Source organism: Nonomuraea sp. NPDC048901 (assembly GCF_040649695.1).
Taxonomy (GTDB): Bacteria; Actinomycetota; Actinomycetes; order Streptosporangiales; family Streptosporangiaceae; genus Nonomuraea.
The window spans coordinates 464409-487689 of the sequence record NZ_JBEZFW010000001.1 but is presented as its reverse complement, the minus strand read 5'-3'; the positions used below and the strand labels follow the sequence as shown (position 1 = coordinate 487689).

The 23281-nt window shown below is 68.8% G+C and carries 9 protein-coding genes; all 9 read right to left on the bottom strand.

The genetic code is table 11. From position 1 onward, the window contains the following. Positions 1-163: 163 nt before the first annotated feature. Entirely contained in the window at positions 164-1396 is a 1233-nt protein-coding gene (locus AB0C30_RS02435; RefSeq protein WP_357938737.1) for an enolase C-terminal domain-like protein, read from the bottom strand. Continuing rightward, positions 1393-4440 carry a hypothetical protein gene (locus AB0C30_RS02430; RefSeq protein WP_357938736.1) on the bottom strand — a complete coding sequence of 1016 codons (3048 nt, stop codon included), beginning with the start codon at positions 4438-4440 and terminating at the stop codon, positions 1393-1395. Before AB0C30_RS02430 ends, AB0C30_RS02435 begins: the two co-directional genes overlap by 4 nt. Beyond that, a complete protein-coding gene (locus AB0C30_RS02425) occupies positions 4440-5249 on the bottom strand; it encodes a carbohydrate ABC transporter permease (RefSeq protein WP_357938734.1) in 810 nt (269 codons plus the stop codon). The genes AB0C30_RS02430 and AB0C30_RS02425 overlap by 1 nt, the downstream gene beginning before the upstream one ends. Continuing rightward, a complete protein-coding gene (locus AB0C30_RS02420; RefSeq protein ID WP_357938732.1) occupies positions 5246-6091 on the bottom strand; it encodes a sugar ABC transporter permease in 846 nt (281 codons plus the stop codon). Before AB0C30_RS02420 ends, AB0C30_RS02425 begins: the two co-directional genes overlap by 4 nt. A 22-nt stretch (positions 6092-6113) precedes the next feature. Then, positions 6114-7361, bottom strand: coding sequence for an extracellular solute-binding protein (locus AB0C30_RS02415; RefSeq protein ID WP_357938730.1), 1248 nt, complete (start codon positions 7359-7361; stop codon positions 6114-6116). 17 nt (positions 7362-7378) lie between these two features. Further along, positions 7379-8080 carry an FCD domain-containing protein gene (locus AB0C30_RS02410; protein ID WP_357938728.1) on the bottom strand — a complete coding sequence of 234 codons (702 nt, stop codon included), beginning with the start codon at positions 8078-8080 and terminating at the stop codon, positions 7379-7381. 125 nt (positions 8081-8205) lie between these two features. Continuing rightward, positions 8206-9213, bottom strand: a complete 1008-nt coding sequence (locus tag AB0C30_RS02405; RefSeq protein ID WP_357938726.1) for a T3SS effector HopA1 family protein — start codon at positions 9211-9213, stop codon at positions 8206-8208. 16 nt (positions 9214-9229) lie between these two features. Then, a complete protein-coding gene (locus AB0C30_RS02400; RefSeq protein ID WP_357938724.1) occupies positions 9230-10213 on the bottom strand; it encodes a T3SS effector HopA1 family protein in 984 nt (327 codons plus the stop codon). Between the two features lie 11 nt (positions 10214-10224). Beyond that, the gene (locus tag AB0C30_RS02395; protein WP_357938723.1) at positions 10225-23232 is read right to left on the bottom strand and encodes a hemopexin repeat-containing protein; all 13008 of its coding nucleotides are present in this window, start codon (positions 23230-23232) and stop codon (positions 10225-10227) included. Positions 23233-23281 lie beyond the last annotated feature (49 nt).

Sequence of the window (23281 nt, the reverse complement as noted above, 5' to 3'; positions counted from 1 at the left end):
ACACCAGATGTCGACGGAGCTCGGGACGACCACGGTGCAGAGGGCCGCCACGACGCTGCTGATGAGCCGCACGTTGCCTCCTTGCTCGCGTGAGTACCCCCACCCTGATTCAGGGCCCGGGGGCAGCAGAAGCAGACTCACGCGAACAAGGACGATTCTTTTCCTATGTGCTGACTTCCAGGGATACGGTCGGGTCAGCGAAGCGTTCGTTCGGCACCTGGGCGTACCAGCCGGGGCGTCCCGGGTCCCGGTCGTAGGGGTATCCGCCCAGCTCCTGGTAGAGCTCGGCGTAGCGGGCGACCCGGTCCTTGTCGAGCCGGACGCCCAGCCCCGGCCCGGTCGGCACCGCTATGGCCCCGTCGGCGTAGGACAGCTTGCCGCCCTCGATCACGTCGTCGCGCAGCTGGTGGTAGTGGGCGTCGGCCGCGTACGTGAGGTTGGGCAGGACCGCGCCGAGATGCAGCATGGTCGCCAGCTGGATGCCCAGCTCCCCGGAGGAGTGCACGGCCACCCCGAGCTGGAAGGTCTCGCACACTCCTGCCGCCTTGACGCACGGCCGGATCCCGCCCCAGAACGTGGTGTCCAGCAGCACCACGTCGGCCGCCCGGCGCAGCACGTTGGAGGCGAGCTGCTCGAAGTTGACCACGACGGTGTTGGTCGCCAGCGGCACCCGGACCTGCTCGCGGATGGCCCTGAGCCCTTCCATCCCCCAGACCGGGTCCTCCAGGTATTCGTTGTTCAGTTCCTCGATGGCCCGCCCGAACCGCAGGCCCTCGGCCACCGACAGCACCGCGTTCGGGTCGTAGCGGAGCCGGTCGTCGGGGAAGGCCGCCGCCAGCGCCCGGTAGCACTCCAGCTCGAAGTCGGGCGGGAACACCCCGCCCTTGAGCTTGTGCACGGTGAACCCGTGGGCCGCCTTGAGCTGCCTGGTGTGCTCGACGAGCTGGTCCGGCGTGCGCACCTCGGCGTACCCCTCCGCCGCGTAGCGGAAGAACAGGTAGGAGGCGAACGGCACGGTGTCGCGCAGCCGCCCGCCGAGCAGGTCGCTGGCGGGTACGCCGAGATGCTGCCCGATCAGGTCGATGCAGGCGAACTCGATGGCCGCCAGGAGCTGGGTGCGGTTGTTGTAGAGCGACGCGGTCGGGTTGGCGATCTTGAACCGCAGCGCCTCCAGCTGGAACGGATCATGCCCCTGCAAGTACGGCATGAGCGCCCGGAACGCCGCCTCGGCGCTCTCCCCGCCCCCGCCCATCTCCCCCAGGCCGATCAGCCCGTTGTCGGCCTCGACCTCGACGATCGTGCGGACGAACCGGCCCCAGTGGGCGCCGTTGCTGTGCCGGAGTGGCGCCTCCAGCGGAACGGCGACCGTGGTGGCCCGGATGTCAACGATCTTCACTCGCACGTCCCCCAAATAGCGGCCACACCGCACGCGGGCAGCCGTACCTTGACCGATTCAGCTGAGACCTCCAGGGGCCGCAGCTCCCGCTCCAGACCGGCGCTCACCAGAGCGCGCCGCAGCCTCGGCAGCCGGACCGTCGCCTCGACCGGCTCGGCGGCCAGCGACTGCAGCCGGACCACGATCTCGTTGTCGCCGTTCTGCCCGAGCGAGGTGACCAGCACGTCGGGGTGGTCGACCGAGACGAACGACTTGACCGCGTCGGGCGCGCTGGTGAGCAGCGCGCCGACGAACTGGTCCGTCAGCCCGGCCGCCGCCCGCGCGCCCAGCCGTCTGCCCTCGATCCCCGGGGCCGACATGATCGAGTAGCGGAACGTGGTCTCTCCCTGCTGCTGGGCGGGGAAGTTCGTGTCCCAGATGTTGTTCAGTGCCCAGGAGTAGACCGTGCCCGGCTCCTCGTCCAGCGTCGGCGGGAACGGCGCGTACGGCATGTGGATGGTGCCCAGCTGCACCAGCGGCGCCTCCAGCGTGGCCCAGGCGACGGTCAGCTCGGGGTCCTCGAAGGCGATCCAGTGCCTGATCGGCAGCATGTACTCGGCGGAGCCCGGCACCCGCGGCACGTCCGGGCCGCCGACGCCGCCGGTCAGCTCCCAGGCCGTCGCGGGGCCCGAGGCGAACGGGAAGGCCAGGAAGACCGCCTCCTTGGCGGGCGTGCCCTGCTTGGCCAGCTGGTAGGTCAGGTCGAGCCGGGCGACGCCGTTGTGCAGCTCGATCGTGGTGCGCAGCCAGTCGACGCCCTTGCCCTGCAGCTCGACGACCAGCTTCTCGCCCACGGCGGTCCGCTGCGCCTTGACGATGGTGGCGTTCCTGCCAATCGCCCGGTCGCCGAGCAGGGTGCGGTCGTGCGCCCCGACGTGCCCGGACAGGTGGTTGAAGTGCGGGGCGGTGGCGTAGCGGTCGTAGACGTACTGGCCGAACCCGGCGGCTGCGCTGTCGTTGACCAGCTCCCGCCCGGCCGCCTTGTCGAAGATCGAGCGGATGACGCCTTCGCGGACGTCGTACCCAACCCGGTAGAACTCGTTCTCGATCACTCCGCCCAGGTCGAGCTCGACCGGCTCGGCCGCCCGGACCTCACCTCTGACGACGTCGATCCGCGCGTAGCCGTAGCCGGGGACCTCCGGCACCACGGCGTGGAGGTGCCGCCCGATCGGCCTGGTCGGCCAGTCGGCCGGATCCACGAGCTCCTCGTGGTGCGGGATCGTCTCGCCGGTGCGCGCGTCCACGAGGGCGATCGGGACGTCCGCCGGGACCACGTCCCGGGGGAGGAACGCGCGGACCACGTCGGTCCTGCTCGCCGTCCCGGGATTGAAGACGGCGAAGGACGCGAGCGCCGACGCATCGGCCACACCGTCGTCGGAGAGCGCGCCGCCCCCCGAAAGCACACCGCCGTCGGAGAGCGCCGCGCCGAACCGGCGGGCGGCGGCGTGCAGCAGGTCGGCGGCGTCGTCCTGCGCGTCGTAGGCGCCCGACGACTTGCGGGTCCACTGCAGGCCGCCCGAGTCGCCCGCCTCCTCGGCGTCCTCCCAGGGGTTGGCCGCGCCCCAGGTGTGCTCGTTGAACAGCGCCACCTTGTCGTAGGCCTCATCGATCTGCTCGGTGGCGTCGGCACCGGCGATCGTGTGCAGCGTCTCGGCGATGCGCAGCGCGGACTGCGCCCGCCGTACGTATCCGAGGGGCCGCGCGCCGGAGCCGAGCCCGTCGGCCCACCAGTCGGTCCAGTCGCCCTCGTGTACGGCCAGCCGGTCGTGGTAGCGCTCTTCCACGTGCTCGAAGAAGTCGCTGTTGACCGCGGACCGCAGCCGGGGGAAGGCCCACTGCTCGTTCCACCTGCGCGCGATGGAGGCGGGCACGATCGAGGGTCCCGCGTTGTCGGCGTGCGCGCCCTGGACCCGCAGGTGCAGCACGTCCAGCTCGTACGGCTCGCGCGGCGCGTCAGGACCCTGCCAGCCGAACGTACCGGGACCGTAGGGGTAGCCGCGCGAGGCCAGCGCCGACAGGTAGCGCGGCAGCAGGTCGTCGGCCAGCTCGTAGGAGTCGGTGAGCCCGACCGTGTTGCCCTCCATGTACGCCATGCCGTGGGGCGTGTCGGTGAACCAGACGATCACCTCCTTGCCGCTCGGCGCCCGCCACCGGAACGGCCGGGTCAGCTTGTCGCCCCCGTGCAGGTACGGCACGGACCGCCCGGCCCAGTTGTGCGCCGCGGCGAGGTAGCGCACCCCGGCGGCGTTCAGCGCGTCGATCACGCCGACGACCGCGCCGGGCACGTCGGTGTGCATGGCCGACTTGGTGGCGAAGCCGTACTTCTCCTGGAGCCGCGTGGTGAAGCGGAGCTGCCGGTAGAGCTCCTCGGTCGAGCAGGCTTCGGTGTGCAGCTGGAACGGCAGCGCGGTCACCTCGATGACGCCGGCGCGGGCCAGCGCGGCGAACTTGGCGACCTGGTCGGCGGGCCGGGCGTCGAGCCACTTCAGCGCCGGCATCGACGACTCGACCGACCACCTGAACCTGGCGTCGTCCGGCCAGGAGGCGGTCTCCTCGGCCAGCCGGAGTGCCGCGTCGAGGTAGTCGAGGTGGTGGCGGAGCACCGTGCCCTGCGGGTCGGTGTAGCCGATGTCGAGGTGGGAGTGGTGGACGACGAACACGCTCCACTTGCGCTGGGGGGTGATCGTGATCTCCGCGGAGCCGATGAGCCCGGCGTCGTCGCGCGACTCCAGGGTCAGCACGCGGGGGGCGGTCACCTCGGGCACGAGCAGTGTGACGTCGGTGCCGGAGGCGCTGTCCTCGCCCACCAGCACGTGCGTCAACGGCACGGTGCTCGTCACCCTGACCGCCTGCCGGCCGTCGTGGGTGAACAGCGGCAGCACCGCGACACGCACCTCCACTCCGCGCACGCCGATCACCGCGGTCGAGGTGTCGTTGCGCAGCGCCTGCCTGATCCCGTCGTAGTCCGGCGAGCCGAGGCTCCGCTGCAGCAACCGGCTGGTCATCAAACACTCCCTAGAGACAGGCCACGGGCGAACAACCGCTGGGTGGCGAGGAACAGCAGGACCGTCGGCAGCGAGACCATGAGCCCCGCCGCGAGGCCCACGGGCACCGGGGTGCCCGCGTAGACGTCGGTCATCAGTCCGGCCAGCGCGGTCATCACCGGCCGTACGTCCTCGGTCTGCGTGAGTGTCAGGCCGAAGATGAGGTCGTTCCAGATGAAGGTGAACTCGAGGATGAACACGGCCGCCAGCGCGCTGACGGACAGCGGCAGGTAGATGCGCCAGAAGATCCGCCAGGTGGTGGCCCCGTCCATGCGGGCCGCCTCGAAGATCGAGAACGCCACTCCACTGTAGAAGTTACGCAGCACGAAAGCGGCCAACGGCACGTTGATCGCCGTGTAGACCAGGAGCAGGCCGCCCCTGGTGTCGTACAGGCCGAGGTCGCTGTAACCCACGAACAGCGGCACCAGCAGCATCTGCGACGGGAAGATCGTGCCGCCGAAGATGAGCAGGAACCACCAGAAACCGTGCCGCAGCCGGAGCACCACGATCGTGTAGCCGGCCAGCGCCCCGATGAGCACGCCGAGCGTGGGCGAGACGATGCTGTAGAGCGCGGTGCTGGCCAGGCTGTCCGACAGGTTCGCGCTGTCGACGGCCCGGGCGATGTTGTCGAACAGCGCGAAGCTGCCGGACGGCTGCCACGCCTTCGACGGGTCGTACGACGCCGCGGGCCGCGCGGCGTTGACGAGCAGCAGGTAGGTCGGGCCCAGCCAGATCAGGCCGAGCACGATGAGTACGGCACGCCGGATCATCGCACCTGCCTCCTGAGGTAGAGGTAGGACGCCAGCCCCGTGACCACGGTGAGCATCACCGCGACCGAGGCGCCGTAGCCGTAGTCGCTGGCCACGAACGTGTCCTTGTACATGGTCACCGCGAGCGTCTCGGAGTTGCGCCCAGGACCACCCTGCGTCAGCACCCAGACGATGTCGAACGTCTTCAGGCTCGCCACCAGCGCCAGCCCCACCACGACCGCGGTGAGTGGCGCCATCAACGGCCAGATGACATGCCGGAACAGCGTCCATCCCGAGGCCCCGTCGATCCGCGCGGCCTCGATCGGCGCCTTGGGGATGGACTGCAGCCCCACCACGAACAACAGCGTGTTGACGCCGAGCTGCTGCCAGGTCCAGACCAGCAGCATGGCGATCGTGTTGTGCGGCGCCTTCTGCAGGAACGCGGTGTCGACGCCGAGCAGGATGTTCGCGATGCCGTCGTGCGAGAGGATCGGGCTCCAGACCATGGCCAGCCCGGCGCCGCTGAGCGCGTAGGGCAGCATGAACGGCACCCGGTACCAGACGCCGCCCTTGAGGTCGTACGACAGCACCGCCACCAGCAGGCCCAGCCCGACCGGCAGGGCCATCGTGCCGACCACCCAGATGAGCGTGTTGCCCAGGGCGGTGAGCAGCGCCGGGTCGTCGAGCAGCTTGCCGAAGTTACGCAGGCCGACCCACTCGGGCGGCGCGAGCCCGTCGTATTTGGTGAAGCTCAGGTACGCCGTCCACAGGAAGGGCACGTAGAGCAGCCCGGCGACCAGCAGTGCGGCAGGAGCGACATAGCCGTACCGGAAACGGCCAAGCATAGGCGCGCGCGTGCTCATGGCCTCACTCCGTTCGGCGGGCTCACTGGTGCGTACTCCAGTAGTCGTCAGCGGCCTTCTGGATGGTCTCCAGCACTTCCTTGTACGTGCCAGGCTCGGTCACGAACTTGCTGAAGCCGTCGAGCGCGGCCGTCAGGATCGGCGGTGGCGTGGCCTCGAAGTAGCGGTTGACCAGGCGATACTTGCCGCCGCCCGCGTCCTTGGTGACCTGGCCGAGCGCCTCGTCCTTGATCGTCACCTTGGGGTTGGCGCTGACGTCGCCGCGGGTCGTGGCCCACTTGTCCTGGGCGGGCTGCGTGGTCCACCACTTGAGGTACTTCTGGCCGGCCTCGGGGTCGGCCGCCTTGGTCAACGAGCAGAGCGGGCCGCTCTCGAAGATCATCGAGGTCTTGGGGAGCGAGGCGTTCACGTTCGGGATGGCGAAGAAGCCGTAGTCGGTGCCGGCCTTCAGATCGCGCTGGGTCATGCTGGTGTTGAACCAGGTGCCGAAGGAGACCATCGCCGCCTTGCCGTTCTTCAGCACATCGCCCGGGTCGGTTTTATCACCGGGATTGATGAAATATCCGGCGTCGATGAGCTGCTTCCACTTCTCCATCACCTGGACCACGCCGGGGTCGGTGTACTTGGCCTTGCCCGTGGAGAGGCGGTCGTACAGGTCGGGGTCCATGCCCGCCATGAGCTGCTCGAACCAGACGAAGGAGAACAGCACGCTGGTGTGGTAGAAGGCTTTGACGTTGTTCTTCTTGAGGGTTTCGGCCACCTTGACCAGCTCGTCCCACGTGGCGGGGGGCTGCAGGCCGTACTTGTCGAAGACCTTCTTGTTGTAGAACATGCCCCAGTAGGCGACGTTCATCGGCACGCAATACTGCTTGCCGCCCACCGTGTAATAGGGGGCCAGGTCCTGCGACAGGTCGCCGGCCTTGATCGCCTCCTGCCAGATGGCCGAGGTGTCGGCCACCTGCTTCTGCTTGACGATCTCTTCCAGCATCCCGCCGGTCTGCCAGGTGAAGAGGTCGGGTTTGACGTTCGTACGGAACGACGCCTTGATGAACGCCTGATACTGGGCCGAATCGGTGTAGCCGACCGGCTTCATGCCTAAGCTGATCTGCTGCTTCGACAGAGCGCCCATCTCGTCGAAGTATTTGCTCCAGGCGCCCTTGTCGTTGTACAGCGACAGTTCGGACTTCTTCTGCGGCGCCTCGGTATTGCCGCCACAGGCGGCGAGAAAGAGAGCTGCCACGCCGAGCGTGACAACGCGTGACCGGATCATGCCCCGGCCTCCTTGTTTCATTTGGGGGGGTCTTGCAACCTCTGCTCTATTACGGTCTTGACGTCCACCAGGTGAGCCCGCATGCGCTCCTCGGCCGCCGCGGCGTCACGCGCCTCGATGGCCTCCAGAATCGCCAGATGCTCGTCGTAGTCACGGCGCCGGTCGTCGAAGAGCTGCAGGATCTCCCGCTGCTCGGGACCGTGGACGGTCAGCAGCGAGTCGACCACCTCGTGCAGCACGCTGTTGCCCGCCAGCCGGGCCGTCGCCCGGTGGAAGGTCATGTTGGTGTCGTGCAGCTCGGCGTCCTGGCCGCGCAGGTGCCTGGCGGCGGCCTCGAGCACGCGCTGGAGCGCGACCAGCTCCTCGCCGGTCGCGCGTGCCGCGGCCATCGCGGCCAGCGGCGGCTCGATGACGATGCGCGCGCCGAGCAACTCGAGCAGCTGGGCGGCGTGCATCTCCCGCATGTTGGGGTTGGGGAGCACGAGCCGCTCGATGTCGGCTCCGACGTAGATGCCGGACCCGTGCCGCATCTCGATGGCCCCGGTGGCCTCGAGTCTGCGCAGCGCCTCACGCAGGGTCGGGGTGGTGACGGCAAAGCGCTGGGAGAGCTCCCGCGTCGAGGGCAGCCTGTCGCCCGGCCGGTGCCCACCTGTACGGATGAGCTCCAGCATGCGCTCGGTCAGAGCGTCGGAAAGGCTTGGCCGCGTTACCTCGGACATATCAAGTCATCTAATCACTTTTCCTCATGGCCGTCTATGAGGAGATTAGCTTTGAGTAAAGAACCTCAGTGCTCAGGCCAGGTCGCCGCCTGGCGGGGTGCTCGCGCAGGCGGCGACCAGCGGCCTCAGGGCGTCTTGACATGCCGGTGCGGCTTCACGGGATCTATGCGCTCACTCCGGAACGCGTTGTCCACCAGCGTGGCGAACGCGGCCTCATTGGGCACCGCGTCGTTGTTCTTTATGACGTCATCGATGACGTTCGCCCGGGTCTCGGTGAAGCTGTTGTCTAATTTCTGGACGTAGTACTTCGGCTCCTCCGCCCAGGCGACTCCGGGGGTGAGGAAGGAGTAGAAGGGGGCGAACGCCGAGTCCCGGTCCCCTTCGGGGACGGCCGTCTCGATAGCCGAGACGAGCTGCTTGCCGACGTCGTCGTCGGCGGCATTCGGGTCCTTGAGCGCGTAATAGACGACCAGTTTGTCGTATTTGACGGATTTTTGGGTGTCCGCCTTGCTGGACAGGAACACCTTGAACGACCTGAAGAACGGACCGACGTTGCCGTCCTTGAACAACGGGACGAGACCGCGCACCGCCTTCAGCGCGGCCGCCTGGTTCTTCACGTTGACGATGAGGCGCCGGGCGCGGTTCGCCAGGGTTTGCGCTTTCTGCGCGCTGGGCAGCGGGTGGGCCTCGTTGGTCAGGTGGAAGTAGTCGCCGGCCCGTAGTCCCCTCCAGTTGTCCGACGCGCTCTGAGCCTCCACCTTGTAGTCGCCCTGCGTCTGGCCATTGAGCAGATTTTGGAACTCCGAGTTGCCGATCGGCGTGTTCAGGTAGCCGGGCGGACCGTCACCCATGAAGGAGTACACGCGCTTGGTCCGCGAGGTGGGGCGTCTGCGGCCAGCGCTGTTGTAGTACTCCCGGTAGGCCTTGGCGAGGAAGTTCCGGTTGATGACGGCGTCACTCGGGCGGCGGGCCGGGGCCGAGGCCGGCCTCGCCGGCTGGGAGACGACACTCGAGCCCGCCCCGCGCTTGGTCTTGCTCACCGACTTGACGACGCCGTGTGAGGCACCGGAAACGCCCGGAGTGGTGGAACGCTTGTTCTTCTTCTTCTTTTTCTTGAGCGTGTTCTTCGGCATCGACCGTCTCCGGGGGTCAGGGCGTCTTGGCGAGGTGGGTGTGCGGCGCGGCCGGGTTCACGCCCTTGGCCGTGAAGGCCGCGTTCACCAGGTCGATGAACGCCTCCGCGCTGCCCACCTTGTCGTTGTGCTCTATGACGTCCGCGATGATGTCGCGGCGGTTGCTGGTGAAGCTGCCTGCCTGCCTGTCCAGGAAGTACTTCGGCTCCTCCGCGAAGGCGACCCCCGGAGTGCGCGTCTTGTAGAAGGGCGCGAACGCGCTGTCCAGTTCGTCCGGCTTCACCGTGTCGGTGATGGTTTCGGCGATGCGGTCCCCGACCAGGTCCGACCCGTTCTTGTCCGCGTCGGAGGTCGCGTAGTAGATGACGAGCTTGTCGTATTTCACCTTCTTCTTCGCGGCCGCCGTCCCCGATAGGTAGATCTTGAACTTCCTGAAGTACGGCGAGACGTCTTTGTCCTTGAAGAGCGGTGTCAGGGCCTTGGCCACCTTGAGCCCGGCTGCCTGCGTCTTCACATTGACGATGATGCGCCGCGCCCGGCCCTCCAGCGGCATCTCTTTGTAGGCCTTGTTGCTGACGTGGAAATAGTCGCCTACTGCCAGCGCCTCATCCAGGAGCTTCCCGTTCTGGCTGGACACCCTGTAGTCGGGATTGTCGGCGGTGAAGTCGCGGAACTCGGCGTCCGTGACCGCGTGCTCCAGGTAGCCGGTCTCGCCTTTGCCCATGAAGGAGTACAGGCGTTTGCGCAGCTTGGCCGTCTTCGTATGGACCCCGTTGACGTAGTACCTCTGGTAGGCGTTCTCCAGGAAGGCCCGGTCCGACGGCGGGTTCACCGGCGGCTTGGGCTGGGGGGCGAGGGGCTCCAGGTCGACCAGCGAGTCCGACCGTTTGGGTTTGGTCAGGACGACCGTCCCGGCCAGCTCTTTCGCGGTGGTGGGCTCCGGGGACTGACGGGTCTTCTTCCTGGTCGTGGCCTTCTTGAGCTTGCTCAATAGCGACATGTCCGGCTCCCCTACTGAACGCTCGCCCGGTACGTGAGCACCAGGCCGAGGTTGGTGAGAGCCGCCTTGTCACCCTCCAGGACCAGCACCCACGGGTTCCCGCCGACGCTGAGACCGGGGGTGCGCAGGAGCTTGCCGTCGTTGAGCGCGAGCCTCTTGTCGCCGTTGAGCAGGAAGCGCACCGAACCGCGCCCGGCCAGCTCGTACCTGGGGTAGACGCCGGTGATCTGCCGCCCGCTGATGGCGGGGAACAGCTCCGGCGTGAACGGCAGGACGAGCTGGTCGTCCTCGCCCTCCTGGAACTGGGCCCACTCGTCGGGGAACTCGCCGGCCACGTCGAAGTAGCGGGCCGACGCGTACGGCTTGAGCATGCCCTTGACCGCGTTGGCGAAGACCTCCCCGCCCTGGTCCGCGCTGTACTTGACGGTGACGACCACGTCGCTCAGACCGGCCGGAGCCGGGCCCGACAGCTGCAGCCGCCACCGCGAGACCGCCCCCGTGCCCTCGAACGGCAGGTAACGGTCGTCGTCCAGGCGCAGCTCGAACAGCCCGTTGTTCTCCTTGTACTCCTCGATGTCCGACAGCGCGATCTGCTGGCCGGAGCGCCAGTCCGGGCGCAGCGTGTCGGGCGGCGCGCCCTTCGGGTCGAGCAGGAACTTGACCGCCTTCGGGTCGGCCGCCAGGACGGTCTTGCTGTCGAGCTGCGTCAGCGTCGCGTAGACGCCGAGCGGCCCGTCCGCGCCCAGGAAGGAGACCGACAGCGTCCGGATCCGGCGCCGGAAGTGCCCGGGGAAGTCCCGGTCGAACAGCGCCTCGGTCAGCGCGAACTCGCAGCGCCCCTCGCCGCGCAGGGCCAGCAGGGCGAGCGGGTCCAGGCCCAGCAGCGAGACCTTCTTGGTGATCTCCATCCCACGGCTGTCGGTGTCGACGTACGCCTTGCCCAGCCGTTCCAGGTCGAAGCCGAGGCTGTCGCCGGCGAGCAGGCCGTTGCGCCGGCTCTCCCAGTACATCGGCTGGATGTAGCCGCCGTCGCCGTTGGTCTCGCCCCGCTCGAACTGGTAGGCCCGCTCGGCGGATCGCGCCATCTCGTACGCCAGGTTGTAGGTCTGGAAGTACAGCCCGGACATCCGCCCGGCCATCCAGTGGTAGAGCTCGGCGCCCGCGAACTTGTCCTTCATGAACGCGGCCACCGCCTCCTGGTTGGCGATGTCCTGTGCGACGACGGCGAGCTCGCGCTGGGCGATCGTCAGCTGGTGCTGGGCGCTGGTCAGCTGGTGGCCGAGCTGGGTCACGTCGCTCTTGGCCATGTTGAGCTGGAGATCCCAGTCCTGCGCCGTGCGCTGCTGCTCCGACCGCACACCGATCAGTTCGCCGAGTGTGCTGTATCCCTCGGCCAGCGTGGAGGAGACGTCGGCCACCTTGTCGAGGGCGTTGCCGACCTGCTCGCCGCCGAAGCCCGTACCGAAGATGAACGGGCCGAGCAGTGCCTGCGGCACGCCCAGGGCGATCGAGGCGGCGATCTTCAGGCCGCCCGCGACGAAGTGCGCGTCGGAGCCGCTCTTCATCCGGGCCAGCTGCTCGACCTGAAGCGCGGAGAGCCCGTCGGCGATCAGCTTCTCGTAGTGCTGGACCCGCGCCGTCGCGCCGTCCCTGCTGGCCTCCAGCTCGGCCAGGTTCTCCTCGGCGACCTTGATCTGCGCCTCCTTGATGCCGCGCGTCAGGGCGAGGATCGTGCCCTCCTGCCGGTTCTGCAGCAGGGCGAGCTCCTCCACGTCCCGCCGCTCCAGCACGTTGAGCAGGTCGTTGCCGAACTGCCGTACCTTGTCGGCGAGGTCCTGGGCCTTCCTGAACACGAAGGCGAACCGGTAGTAGGGCACCGGAGCCGCCATCCCCTGCGTGAGCTGGTCGAGCGAGGCACCAGATGCGGCGCCGCGGACCAGCGCCATGACATCGGCGGGCGGCTCGAACAGCGGCAGCGGCCGGCTGACGCCCATGATGTCGAGCGACTGCCGGATCTTGCGCAGCCGGTCCTCGACGCGGGTCCAGTACTCGAAGAAGACGCTGTTCTCGGGCACGTAGAAGTACGGGCTCGCGACGCTCCTGTGCACCTCCCCGGGTCCCTCCAGCAGCGCTCCCCCGGCGGTCAGCGCCTTCAGCTCGTCGTCCAGCCCGTCCAGCTCCTCCAGGGGGAGGTGGCGGAGGTCCTCGTAGGTCAGCGCGGCCGGCAGCGGGCGCGGGCCGAGGACGTCCGGCCGCTCCCCCAGCAGGTCGTAGGCGAAGATGTAGAGCATCCTGGCCTCGTCGACGCTCTCGGCCGTGTACTGGCGGAAGAGCAGGTCACCCCAGTCGAGCAAGTTGTCGATGTAGGCCATCACCACGGCCCGGCGGTAGGCGGACGGGCGCAGCTCGGCGATCGCGTGCGGGTCGAACGGATCGTCCATGTACGCCTTGATCAACTTCCCACGGTCGCCCATGAGGTCGTACTGCCGCCGGAGCCAGGCGATCATGGCGATCCGCTCCCGCAGGCCGGACGTCCCCGGCAGGGCCTTCAGCGCCTTGTCGATGTCCTTCAGCCTGGTGTCCGCGAGGCCGGCCAGGAAGTCCTTGTCCTCCTGCGAGAGCTCGCCGGCCTGCTCGAACGCCGGGGCCAGCGCCGCCAGCCGGTCGAGGATCGGTTCGAGTGCGGTCGCGACGGCCGAGCCGTCGAGGCCCAGCCCGGCCAGGTCGGCGCGGCAGCTGTCGACCAGCGCCCGCAGGTCGACCGCCAGGAACGGCAGGAACCGCCAGTACCTCACCCGCTCCGTCGGGTCGAAGACGTACTCGTACCAGATTCGCGCGTCCTCGAAGCGCTGGGCGTTGTTCAGCGCCTGCGCGATGAGCAGCGGGGCGTGGAAGAAGATCTCCCAGTAGTAGATGCCGTTGGCGCTCTGGAAGTCGAGGTGCGAGCTGGACGGCGTCCCGGCCACCTGCGGCCGCACCTTGATCGTGGTCGCGTCGGAGTCGTCGAAGCTGAAGGCGGGCAGCTCGTCCGTCTCCTGGGTCTCGGGGGCCAGCAGCGCCGCCACGCCGCCGGTCAGCAGCTCCTTGTTCAGCCGGTAGGCCGTGCTCGACGTCAGCCGGACGATCTCGTGCGGCAGCCCGGCGAACTCGTACGGCCGCTGGGCCGTCGGCTCCGACGAGTAGACGACGTAGTCGGCGCCGAGGAACAGGTAGAGCTTGGAGCCGTCGAGCACGCCGGTGAACTCGGTCTGGAAGCCTTCGGGCAGGCCGCCCCAGTTGCCGGCGACCGGCCGGTACGCCAGCTGTCCCGTCGGCTCCTGCCCCGCTTCCAGAAGCGCGTACTCGCTCGTGCCGAGCACGTAGCGCTGCCGGTTGCGCTGGATCACGGCCTTGACCTGGCTCTTCAGCTGCTTGGGGTAGCCGTCGTCGACGTAGTCGGGGACGGTTCCGTCCTTGGCGAGCGTGTAGCGGATCAGCTCCAAGCCGCTGGTCAGGTAGAGCTTGCCGTCGTCCACGTACGCGGCGTCGACGGACTCGGTCGTGCCTATGGCCGTGGGTATGCGGCCCAGCTCCCTGGTCGGGTAGGTCCGGCCGTCCGGGGCGAGGTAAGTGCCCGCCGTGTTGTCGAAGAAGTAGCCGCGCTCCTCGTAGGAGAACGCCGCGCCGACAGGGCCGCTCTGGGGCAGGCCCTCGGTGTTCTCGCTCAGCGGCTGCGGGGCGTCGGCGGTGTCCGCGCCGCTGAAGCGGATGTACGTCTCGCCCGTGAAGACATAGAGGTGGTCGCGGTGGACGAAGGCCGAGTCCGCCACGGCGTCCTTGGGCAGTTCCCAGCGAGTGTTGATCCGCTTCACGTCGCGCAGGTTCGAGGAGTCGACATACACGTTCTCCGAGAAGGAGAGGAAGTACTCCGTGCCGTCGAGCGTGAACGCGGCGTCCACCTTCGCCCAGCGCGGCAGGTTGTCGGGGTTGGTGTCGAGCTGCTTCGGGTATCCGGCGTCGGGCGCCCCGAACGGTGCGCCCGAATAGCGGTAATACTCGGCGCCGGAGAAGACGTAGATGTGTCCGCCGCGCACGAGGACGGCGTCGACGACGCCGGACCTGAGCAGGCCGGTGCCGACGATCCCCCACCGCTCCTTGATGGGGGCCAGTTTCTCGGTGCCGAGCTTGAAGCGCTTGCCCGCGTTGTCGAAGAAGCATCGCCGGCCATCGGGCAGCTCGAACGCGGCGTCGATCCGCTTCCATTTCGGCAGCCCGTCCGGGTTGCTCCCCAGCGGGAGAAGTGGCTCCGCCCCGCTCGGCGCGGTCACCGGCCGGCACAGGAAGCTGCCGCCCTTGTGGTCGACGCTCAGCCAAGGCCGGTCCAGGGTCCCGGCCGGCATGTTGAACCGGACGGCACCGGGCTCGTCCACGGGGCTGCTGTCGGGCTCGGCGAAGATCTTGTCCAGCCGGATGGCGCGCGGGGGCTCCGCCACGCCTTCCGCGTTGACCGCGTACAGCTCGGGCGTGAGCGCGAACGCCGACCTGACCCCGGCGGCGTCGGAGCAGGTGACGATGATCGAGTCGTGCAGGCCGTCCGGCCCGCCGGGGACGGTCCTCGACGCCTGCACGTACAGCCGGACGCCGGTGATCTGCTTCGCCTGGGCGCCGTCGGCGGCCAGCAACTGCGCGGCGCCCCATTCCCCGTTCAGGTTGAGGAAGGAGTAGTAGATCTTGACGCGGTACATAGGCGGCGGGGTCTTGACGTTCTGGGTGTCGCCGGTCTTCGTGGCGTCGATGGTGGTGTCGGACGTGACCACGACCGGGACCGTCTCCACGACCGTCCAGAACACGAACACGCGGCCGAAGGCGTGCACGGGGTAGACCCGGTCGGCGTCGATCTGGACGTCCACCTTGAGCCACGGCTCCCAGGTGGCGGAGAGGTTCACGCCGTCCCTGAACTCCGCGCCCCGGTAGTAGTAGCGGCGCGGCTCGGTCCGCGTCCGGCCGAACAGGACCAGGCGCCGGGTGCCCTCGTCGGCCCCGTCCTCGGGGTAGACGTACCCGCCGGCGATGGCCAGCCTGGACACCTCTGTGTACTCGTCCAGATATCTCTTGTAGACCCGTTGTACGGTCTCCGGTGTGATCTCGCCCTGCAGCAGGTCGCTCTCCAGCGCCTTGAACGCGGGCGTCTTGTCGGAGCGCAGCTCGGGGCGCAGGTAGTTCTCGGGATAGAGGAAGACCTTCCTGTTGGCCTCCCAGAGCCGGTAGTTCTTCAGCCAGCCCCACCAGGTCTTCAGCCGCCGCCTGACCTCGTCCTCGTCGCGGCCCGGCGGGAGCGCGACCTCCTCCAGGTCGAGGAGGTAGCGGTGCACGAAGAGCTGGGTGGCCGCGATGGCCTCCCGGACGCGCGAGGTCCGGCCGGCGCCGCCCATGTCCGCGTCGATCAGGAACTTCTCGTACAGGTCGCGGGTGGATCTGAAGCCGTCCAGCCGGATGATCGCCGACGGGGCGAGGGCGTCGCGCTTGAGCAGGTTCAGCTCGTCGTGGAGCCGGCCCGACAGGGTGACCCAGTCCGCCGGGGCGCATGTCCGTTCGAGCAGGCCGGACAGGGCGGTGTTGGCGGCCTCGGGGGCCGGGGTCGCGCCGAAGACGCGGGACCAGACGTCGGTGTAGATCGTCGACGGCCCCGCGTCGAACTTGTCGGCGACCGCGAACACGTCGACCAGCTTCAGCACGAACTCGATCTCGAAGCGGTCCTCCTCCGGCGTGTCGGGCGTCAGCAGGGCGGCGTTGCGCTTGGCCCACCGCAGCTCGTCGGCGTCCCAGCCGAACAGGTCCGCCAGGTACCGGTACGGATCCTCGACGGCCGCCGGACCGTTCAGCAGGAACGCGGCCAGGCCGTCGGGACGCGACCGGGCCAGTTCGACGAACCTGACGATGGTGTGCAGATCGCTCAGCCGGTAGTCGGCGCTGTCCGACCAGCGGTGCTTGATCGGCTGCGGGAAGGTACGGTCCATCGTGTCGTAGGCGCCCGAGTAGCGGACGTACTCGTCGTCCCTGAGCAGGTACGTCCGGCCCTCGAAGACGAAGGCGCCGTCGGGCCCCGCCTCCTCGAAGGCGGCGGGCAGGTCGCCCCAGTCGTCCTTGACGGTCCGGGGATAGCCGGTGGCGACGTCTTCGAGGTCGTTGGGCTGGTATCTGATGTACTGCCCCTGCTTGAAGGCGTACAGCTCGCCGGTCGGCGCGGCGAAGGCGGCCTCGATGCCCGGTCCCTCGGCGAACGCGTTGCGCACCTTGCCCCACAGGCTGTTGACCGGCTGGTCCGGCTCGGCCCGGTCGGCACGCAGGTATCGGGTGCCCTTGAACAGGTACGTCCCGCCGTCGAGCCCCCGGAAGGCCGCGTCGAGCCCGTCGGCGAACGCGTCGGGCAGGTTCGGCAGGTCCAGGTCCTGGCTGAGCGAGCCGTCGATCGTGCGCGGGTAGCCGTCGTCGACGGTGTCGTACTCGGTACCGGTGTAGCGGACGTACTGGTCACCGGAGAACAGGAACGTGTGCGGGCCCCTGACCAGTGCCGCGTCGACCTTCTGCCGCTCCACAAGCGTGTTGCGCACGCCGCCGAGCAGCCCGAGGTCGTAGTCGGCCTCGGCCGTCACGGACACGACGTGGCAGGCGCCGCCCACGAACAGGTACAGGTTGCGCCGGTTGGCGAGCACCGCGTCCAGCGGCCGGTCCGTCACCGCGTCCTCGAACGCCTCGGGCAGGCGGGCGAACGCCTCCTCCTGGCGCAGGTTCCCGATGATCTTCTTCGGGTAGCCGGGGTCCACGTAGCGGTAATCCGCGTTGGTGTAGCGGACGTACTGGTCGCCGGAGAACAGGAACGTGGTCTGGCCCCCGTACACACAGGCGGCGTCGACCGTGGTGAACGGGTGGAGCGCCCGGCCCCACCGCTCGCGGATCGGGGCGAGCGGCGAGAAGGCGCGGTCGGCGTAGCGGGCGTAGCTCTCCCTGAAGAAGAAGTACGTCGCGCCGTCGGTCGCGGTGAACGCGGTCCTGAGGGCGTCGCCCGGCTCCAGGCCGCGGCCGAAGTCCCGCCAGATCCGCTCGGTCGGCCGCGGGTAGGACCACCGCCCGGTCGCCTCGTCGAACTGGACGCACCGCTCCCCGTACAGCAGGAGCATGGTGCCGCCCTCGAACAGCACCGCGTCGGGTACCGCGGCGCGCTCTTCGCCGGGGACCTCCCAGAAGCCGGCGTCCGTGACCATGGGGTAGCCGTCGTCGGGCTGCCGGTAATCCTCCCCCGAATAGACCAGGTAGCGCAGCATGCCGTCGTCGTCCGGGTGCTCGAAGACGTAGGTCTTGCCGTCGCGCACGTACGCGAGCGCCACGCCGGTCAGCCCGGCCCAGTGGTCGGCGATGGGCAGCGGGTCCCCATCGATCGTGTCGCTGGTGCCGGTGTAGGTGACGAACTGGTCCCCGCTGAACAGGTAGGTCTTCCCGTCCTGTCCGGTGAACGCCGCATCCACCGCGTTGTCCTGATAAATCGTGTTACGGGGTCGGCCCCACTCCTCTGTGAGCGGGTACGCCCGGTTCAGCCGGGTGTTGAAGCAGTTCGGGCCCTTGAACAGGTACGTGGTGCCGTCGGCGCCCTCCAGGACGGCGTCCAGGCCGGTCCTGAACTCCTCCGGCACCGGGCGCAGCGTCCGCGGCCGGACCGGCGTCGCCCTGACAGTCGTCCCCTCGATCGCGGACAGCCGCCGCCAGCCGTCCGGCCCCTCGACCAGCACCGCGCCGTCCTCGACGAAGGCGCAGCTCACCGGCGCGAGATCGTCGTAGCTCCGGTACAGCTCGCTGGAGACGACGTGGCACCGCGCCCCCCTGAACAGGTAGACGTTGCGCCGATCGGCGAAGGCCGCGTCCACGCCGTCGAGCGTGACGCTCAGGTTGCCCAGCCGCGGCTCCCGGTGCAGGTCCGCGAGGGCGCGCGGGTAACCCTCCTGCACGGTCGTGTAGTCATAGCCCTCGTAACGCACGTACTGGTTCCCGGAGAACAGGTACGTGTACGTACGCGTGACCTCGACGCCCTCGACCAGCTCCGTCGCGTCCATGACCAGCGTGGCGTCGACCCGCCCGGTCCTGGCCAGGTTGCTGATCACGTTGCCCCAGAACGCCGGGACACTCGCGGGATAACGGTCGTCGATCCTGGTGTAGTCGCGGGTGGAGTAGCGGGCGTACTGGTCGCCCGAGAACACGTACGTCCGGCCGTCCTTGCCGATGAAGGCGGCGTCGACCCTGCTGAAGGGGATGCTGTCCCAGTGCTCGCGCAGCGTGCGGGGCTCGGACCACCAGCGGTGCCGGTGGTCGAACACCACGAAACGCTCGCCGGAGAAGAGGTACGTCTGGCCGTCCCCGGCGCTGAAGACCGCGTCGATCGTGGTGAAGGCGGGGTCGTCCGCCAGCGCGGCGGGCAGGTTCCACCAGTTGTCGGCGACCGGTTTGGGGTAGCCGACGTCCGGCGTGGTGTAGTCCCTGGTCGAATAGCGGACGTAGAAGTGGCCCGCGTCGGCCTGCACCCGGATCCGCTTGGCCTCGCGGACGAGCGTGACGTCGATCCGCTGCTCGGTGACGACGTGCCAGTCCGTGGCCGTATCGCTGCCGCTTCCGCCGATGATCACGTTGTCGGCGAAGGTCAGTCCGTGCTCCATGAACCGCCGCCGCAGCGCGGGCGACAGGCGACCGGCTTTCAGCTCGTTCTCCTGCTCCAGCGGCACGTCGAAGAGCTCGCCGCCCGAGCCGAACAGGTACGTCTTGCCGTCCATCACGAACGAGGCGCCCACCGCGCGCAGCCCGCCCCAGTCGGGGGCGATCGCGCGCGGGTAACCGAGGTCCACGACGGAGTAGTCGGCGCCGGAGTATCTGAGATATCTCCCGCCGCTGAACAGGTAGGTCTTCCCGTCCAGCCCGGTGAACGCGGCGTCGACCGTACCGCTGGGCAGCACGGGGGCCTGCACGCCCCAGCGCTCGGCCGTCGGGACCGCGGCGCCGTCGCCCTTGGCCGTCCGGCCGTCCTTGAACAGGTGGACGGCCCCGTCCCAGTCGGCGAAGGCCGCCTCGATACCCGACTCGAACTGCCCGGGGATGCCGGGATAGTCCGACTCGATGCGCCGTGGGTAGCCGTCGTCCACACGTAAGCCGTCGTTCTCGATGCTGCCGGAGTAGCGGATCACCTGGTTACCGGCGAAGAGGTGGACGCCGGTCGCGTCGGCGTAGGCCGCGTCCACGCGTTCGGCGCCGTCGAAGACGTTGCGGACCCGGCCCCACCGGTTGGCGATCGCCTCCTCCGTGCCCCCTACCGCGAGGTAACGCTGTCCCGTGAAGAGGTGGATCCCGCCGTCGCGGTCCTGGAAGGAGGCGTCGACCGACTTCCTGAACGCCTTGGGCAGCGGCGTGTCGTGGCCCTCCCCCTGCCACCACTCGTCGATGCCGCGCGGGTAGCCCTCGTCGACCACCGTGTAGTCAGGGGTGGTGTAGCGGATGTACTGATCGCCGGAGAAGAGGTAGGTCTTGCCGTCTTCATCTACGAACGCGCTGTCGATCCGCTGGGGGTCGTCGAAGTTGTTCCTGACCTTGCCCCAGACCTGCTCCTTCGCCGCCCAGCGGGTGCCGCCACGCTCCCTGACGAAGGCGCGTGAGGCGCCGTCGCCGCCGTGGCCGATGATCCACTCGGTGCCGTCGGGGTGCGCGAACGCGGCGTCCACGCCGGTCAGCCCGGTGAACCGGGTCGACAGCTCGATGAGCTGTTTCGGCCGCGGGTCGGCCAGCGCGTACGTGGCCTTCGCGTAAGTCCAGTAGCCGCCCTCCCCGAACAGGTAGATGTTGCCGTCGGAGCTGTCCAGCACGGCGTCGAACCGGTCGAGTCCCGGCGGCAGCGCCAGCGGCTCGGGGTATTTGCCGACCAGGTCCTGGTCCTGGAAGGACACGGTGACCTCGGTGGAGTCCAGGCCGAGCTTGGCCGCGAGCAGCGCGAAGCGCCGGATCCGCCGGTAGGCCTGCCGGAAGTGCGGATCCGGCGGCACGGCCGTGACCTCGCCGCTCTCCTCGGCCGCTATGAGGGCCGGCGCGGCCAGCACGTCGAGCGCCTCCTGGACGCCGCCGGTCACCGAGACGCAGATCGCCTCGACGGTCGCCGCGGGCACGCCGAACGCGTCGGCGAGCACCGACCATAACGCCGCCTGCTGCTGCTCGGCCAGCCGCTCCAGCGTGTCCGTGATCTCGTCGACCGCCGCGCTGAGCTCCTTGGCCACGGGGTGCAGCAGGAAGAACAGCTCCTTGGCGTAGTCCTCCACGCCGGGCACCGTGAAGTCGAGCGCGTTGGTCGCGACGCGGAAGTAGTCGAGCCGGTCCTCGGGCACGGCCAGCGCCTCGTCGAGATGCCCGGCCGCGACGAGCACGCTCACCAGGTCGGCCCGCTCCCCGTCGTCGAAGCCGAGCTCGGTGACCGCCTGGAGGTCGAGCCGGTACGGCTGCTCGTCCTTCAGGATCTCCGCGATCCGGCCGGCGACGATCACCTGCTCGGCGGGCCGGAACCCGTCCCCCAGGTCCACCTCAACGCTCTCGTTGAGCACCCGGCCCTCCTGGAGGTAGGGGCCTTCGAGGGCGTCGATCACCCGCTGGGCGATCGCGTCGTCGGCGACGTCCACGAAGTCGTCGGGCGTGAAGGCGTACGTCTCCTTCTGGAAGGCCGCGATCTGCTCCTTCATCGCGTCGAGGATGGCCCGTCGGCGCGGATAGAACTCCAGCGCCAGCCCGAAGTCGTCCAGCCGCAGCCCGGCGAGCGCGACCTTGTCGAGATAGCCGCCGTCCTCGTCGAGGTAGCCGTTGAAGCGCAGACTGGCCAACAGCGCCGCCTCGTCCACCCGCAGCTCGGCGAAGATCTCGGGATCGAGCGTGAGCCGCTCCCGCCGGAACCGCTCGACCCGGTCGAGCAGCTCGGCCAGTACGCCCGGCGCGACGTCGTCGAGATCCGCGTTGACCATGAACCGCCCGGCGTTCGCCTCGTCCGCGAAGAAGCCGGGGTCGAGGACGTCGCCCTCGCTGTCGAGGTAGCCGTTGAAGACGAGGTTGTCGTACAGCTCGGCCTGCTGCTCCTCCCTCAGATTGCCGAGGGAGGCCAGGTCGGAGGGGAAGAAGGACGCGGTGCCGTTGCCGAGGCTGTTGATCAGTTTGAACAGCGGCTCGGCGAACGAGCTGTAGTCCCTCGCCAGCCGCAGCTCCGCCACCGTCTTCGGCAGCCCGTCGGCGACGAGCGCGCCGTCACTCTGGAGGCGGCCGGCGAAGACCAGGTTGGCGAAGATCTTCGCCGTCAGCCGCTCGTCCAGCCCCAGGTCGACGAAGTCCTCCTTGACGATCACCCCGAGGTCGGTGACGGCGTCGTAGGCGGCCTGCCGCGCCTTGGTCCGGTCGAGGCGGAGCAGGCGCTCGTCCCGGTCGGAGACCACGCCGTCGTCGTACGCGGTCAGGACGTCGTGGATCACCTGGGCCGCCCGTTCGCCGAACCGGCGCGACACGAACAGCTCGGGGGTCATCGCGACCGACTCGAACCGCTGGTTGATCCCGTCGAGCACGGCCACCTGGTCGTCGTCGGCCGGCGCCCCGCCGCCGAGGATGTCGGCCAGCTCCTGGGCGCTGAACCCGCCGGCCTGCATCCAGCGCCCGACGGCGAGCAGCGTCTGCGCCAGCCACAGGCTCGACGCCACGTCCGAGCCCTCGAGGATCCGGTAGCAGTCGCGGGTCCGCGGCTCCGTACCGCCGAGGATCGGGAAGGTCGTGTACCGCTGCAGCGACGGATCGCTCTCCAGGACCTCCAGCAGGTCGAACAGCTCGCCGACGGACAGGCCGAGCGCCGCGACGAGCCGCCCGGCCCGTTGCAGCAGCGCGATCGCGGACAGCCCGATCTCCCCCCGGTCGAACGGGCTCGGCTCCAGCGCGGCGTACCTGTCGCGGTAGCGCAGGACGATGTCGACGATGTCGTTCTCGGCCGTCTCGATGGAACGTGCCAAACGGCGACGGTACTCCTTGTTGTGTGTTGCCAGGATGTCCCCGGACACCTCGGGCAGGTCCTCGAGTTCGGCCGGTTCGATCGGCACGGCCAGGCCGCACACCCCGTCGACCGTCAGCTCGTAGCCCTTCTGGAGGAACACGACCACGGCGATGGTACGCAGCGCGGCCGCGTCCAGCTGGTTGTCGCAACAGGTGGTGAGCACGCGGTCGAGGTCGGTCATGCTCAGACCGGTCTTGCGGGCCAGCCGGACGAACCTGTTGACCCGCTCGAACCACGCGAACCCGGCACCGACCAGTCGCCGGCCGTCTATGGCCGTAGGGGCCTCATTTCCCCCATTGACGAAGAACTTGGCGGGCGGCCGTTGCGGATCATCGCCCTCGTAGACCAGCTCGCGTACCTCGACCGTGGTCAGCCCGGTCGCCCGCCTGAACCGCTCGACGTCCTCCAGCGCGCTGAGCGGCTCCTCCGCGCCGAGCCCGTAGTCGGCTCTGAGCTGCTCTTCCGAGGTAACCGGGACGGTCACGACCTGGACGTCCTCGGCCGAGAGCGCGAGAGACAGCCGCGCGACCACGTCGGGATCCACATCGGGAGCGAAGAGCCGGTAGAACTCCTCGGGCGCGACCTTGAGCTGGCGCAGGTACATCTTGAACTGCTCGGCCAGCAGGGAGAACGGCATCCCGAACGGGTGGCGGGCCGCGCGCAGCGTCTCGTACGGGTCGCTCCCGACGACCGTCTCCAGCACCTCGTTGACGATGTCGAGGTAGGGCGACTCGGTGAACGTGTGCTCGGCGTCGAGCGGGATCCTGGCCAGATCGGGCCGCCGGGCCAGCAGGTCGGGGTCCCGGAAGACGCCTTCCAGGAGCCTGAGGAGGTCTACGAGATAGGCGGCCGGTGAGTAGACCGACCGGGCCTCGTCGCCCTCGTAGAAGTCGAGTTCACCGAAGAGCTGCTCATAGCTGGGTAACGCGTCGTCCCTGCGCAATGTGATCCCCCCTGTTTGGATCCCCGTGTGTGCCGCCCCATGCTCGCCT

What these genes read in the sequence shown, in the direction of transcription:
- AB0C30_RS02425 (WP_357938734.1), bottom strand. Translation starts at nt 5,249, where the DNA reads ATGATCCGGCGTGCCGTACTCATCGTGCTCGGCCTGATCTGGCTGGGC.
- AB0C30_RS02400 (WP_357938724.1), bottom strand. Translation starts at nt 10,213, where the DNA reads ATGTCGCTATTGAGCAAGCTCAAGAAGGCCACGACCAGGAAGAAGACC.
- AB0C30_RS02410 (WP_357938728.1), bottom strand. Translation starts at nt 8,080, where the DNA reads ATGTCCGAGGTAACGCGGCCAAGCCTTTCCGACGCTCTGACCGAGCGC.
- AB0C30_RS02415 (WP_357938730.1), bottom strand. Translation starts at nt 7,361, where the DNA reads ATGATCCGGTCACGCGTTGTCACGCTCGGCGTGGCAGCTCTCTTTCTC.
- AB0C30_RS02420 (WP_357938732.1), bottom strand. Translation starts at nt 6,091, where the DNA reads ATGAGCACGCGCGCGCCTATGCTTGGCCGTTTCCGGTACGGCTATGTC.
- AB0C30_RS02405 (WP_357938726.1), bottom strand. Translation starts at nt 9,213, where the DNA reads ATGCCGAAGAACACGCTCAAGAAAAAGAAGAAGAAGAACAAGCGTTCC.
- AB0C30_RS02430 (WP_357938736.1), bottom strand. Translation starts at nt 4,440, where the DNA reads ATGACCAGCCGGTTGCTGCAGCGGAGCCTCGGCTCGCCGGACTACGAC.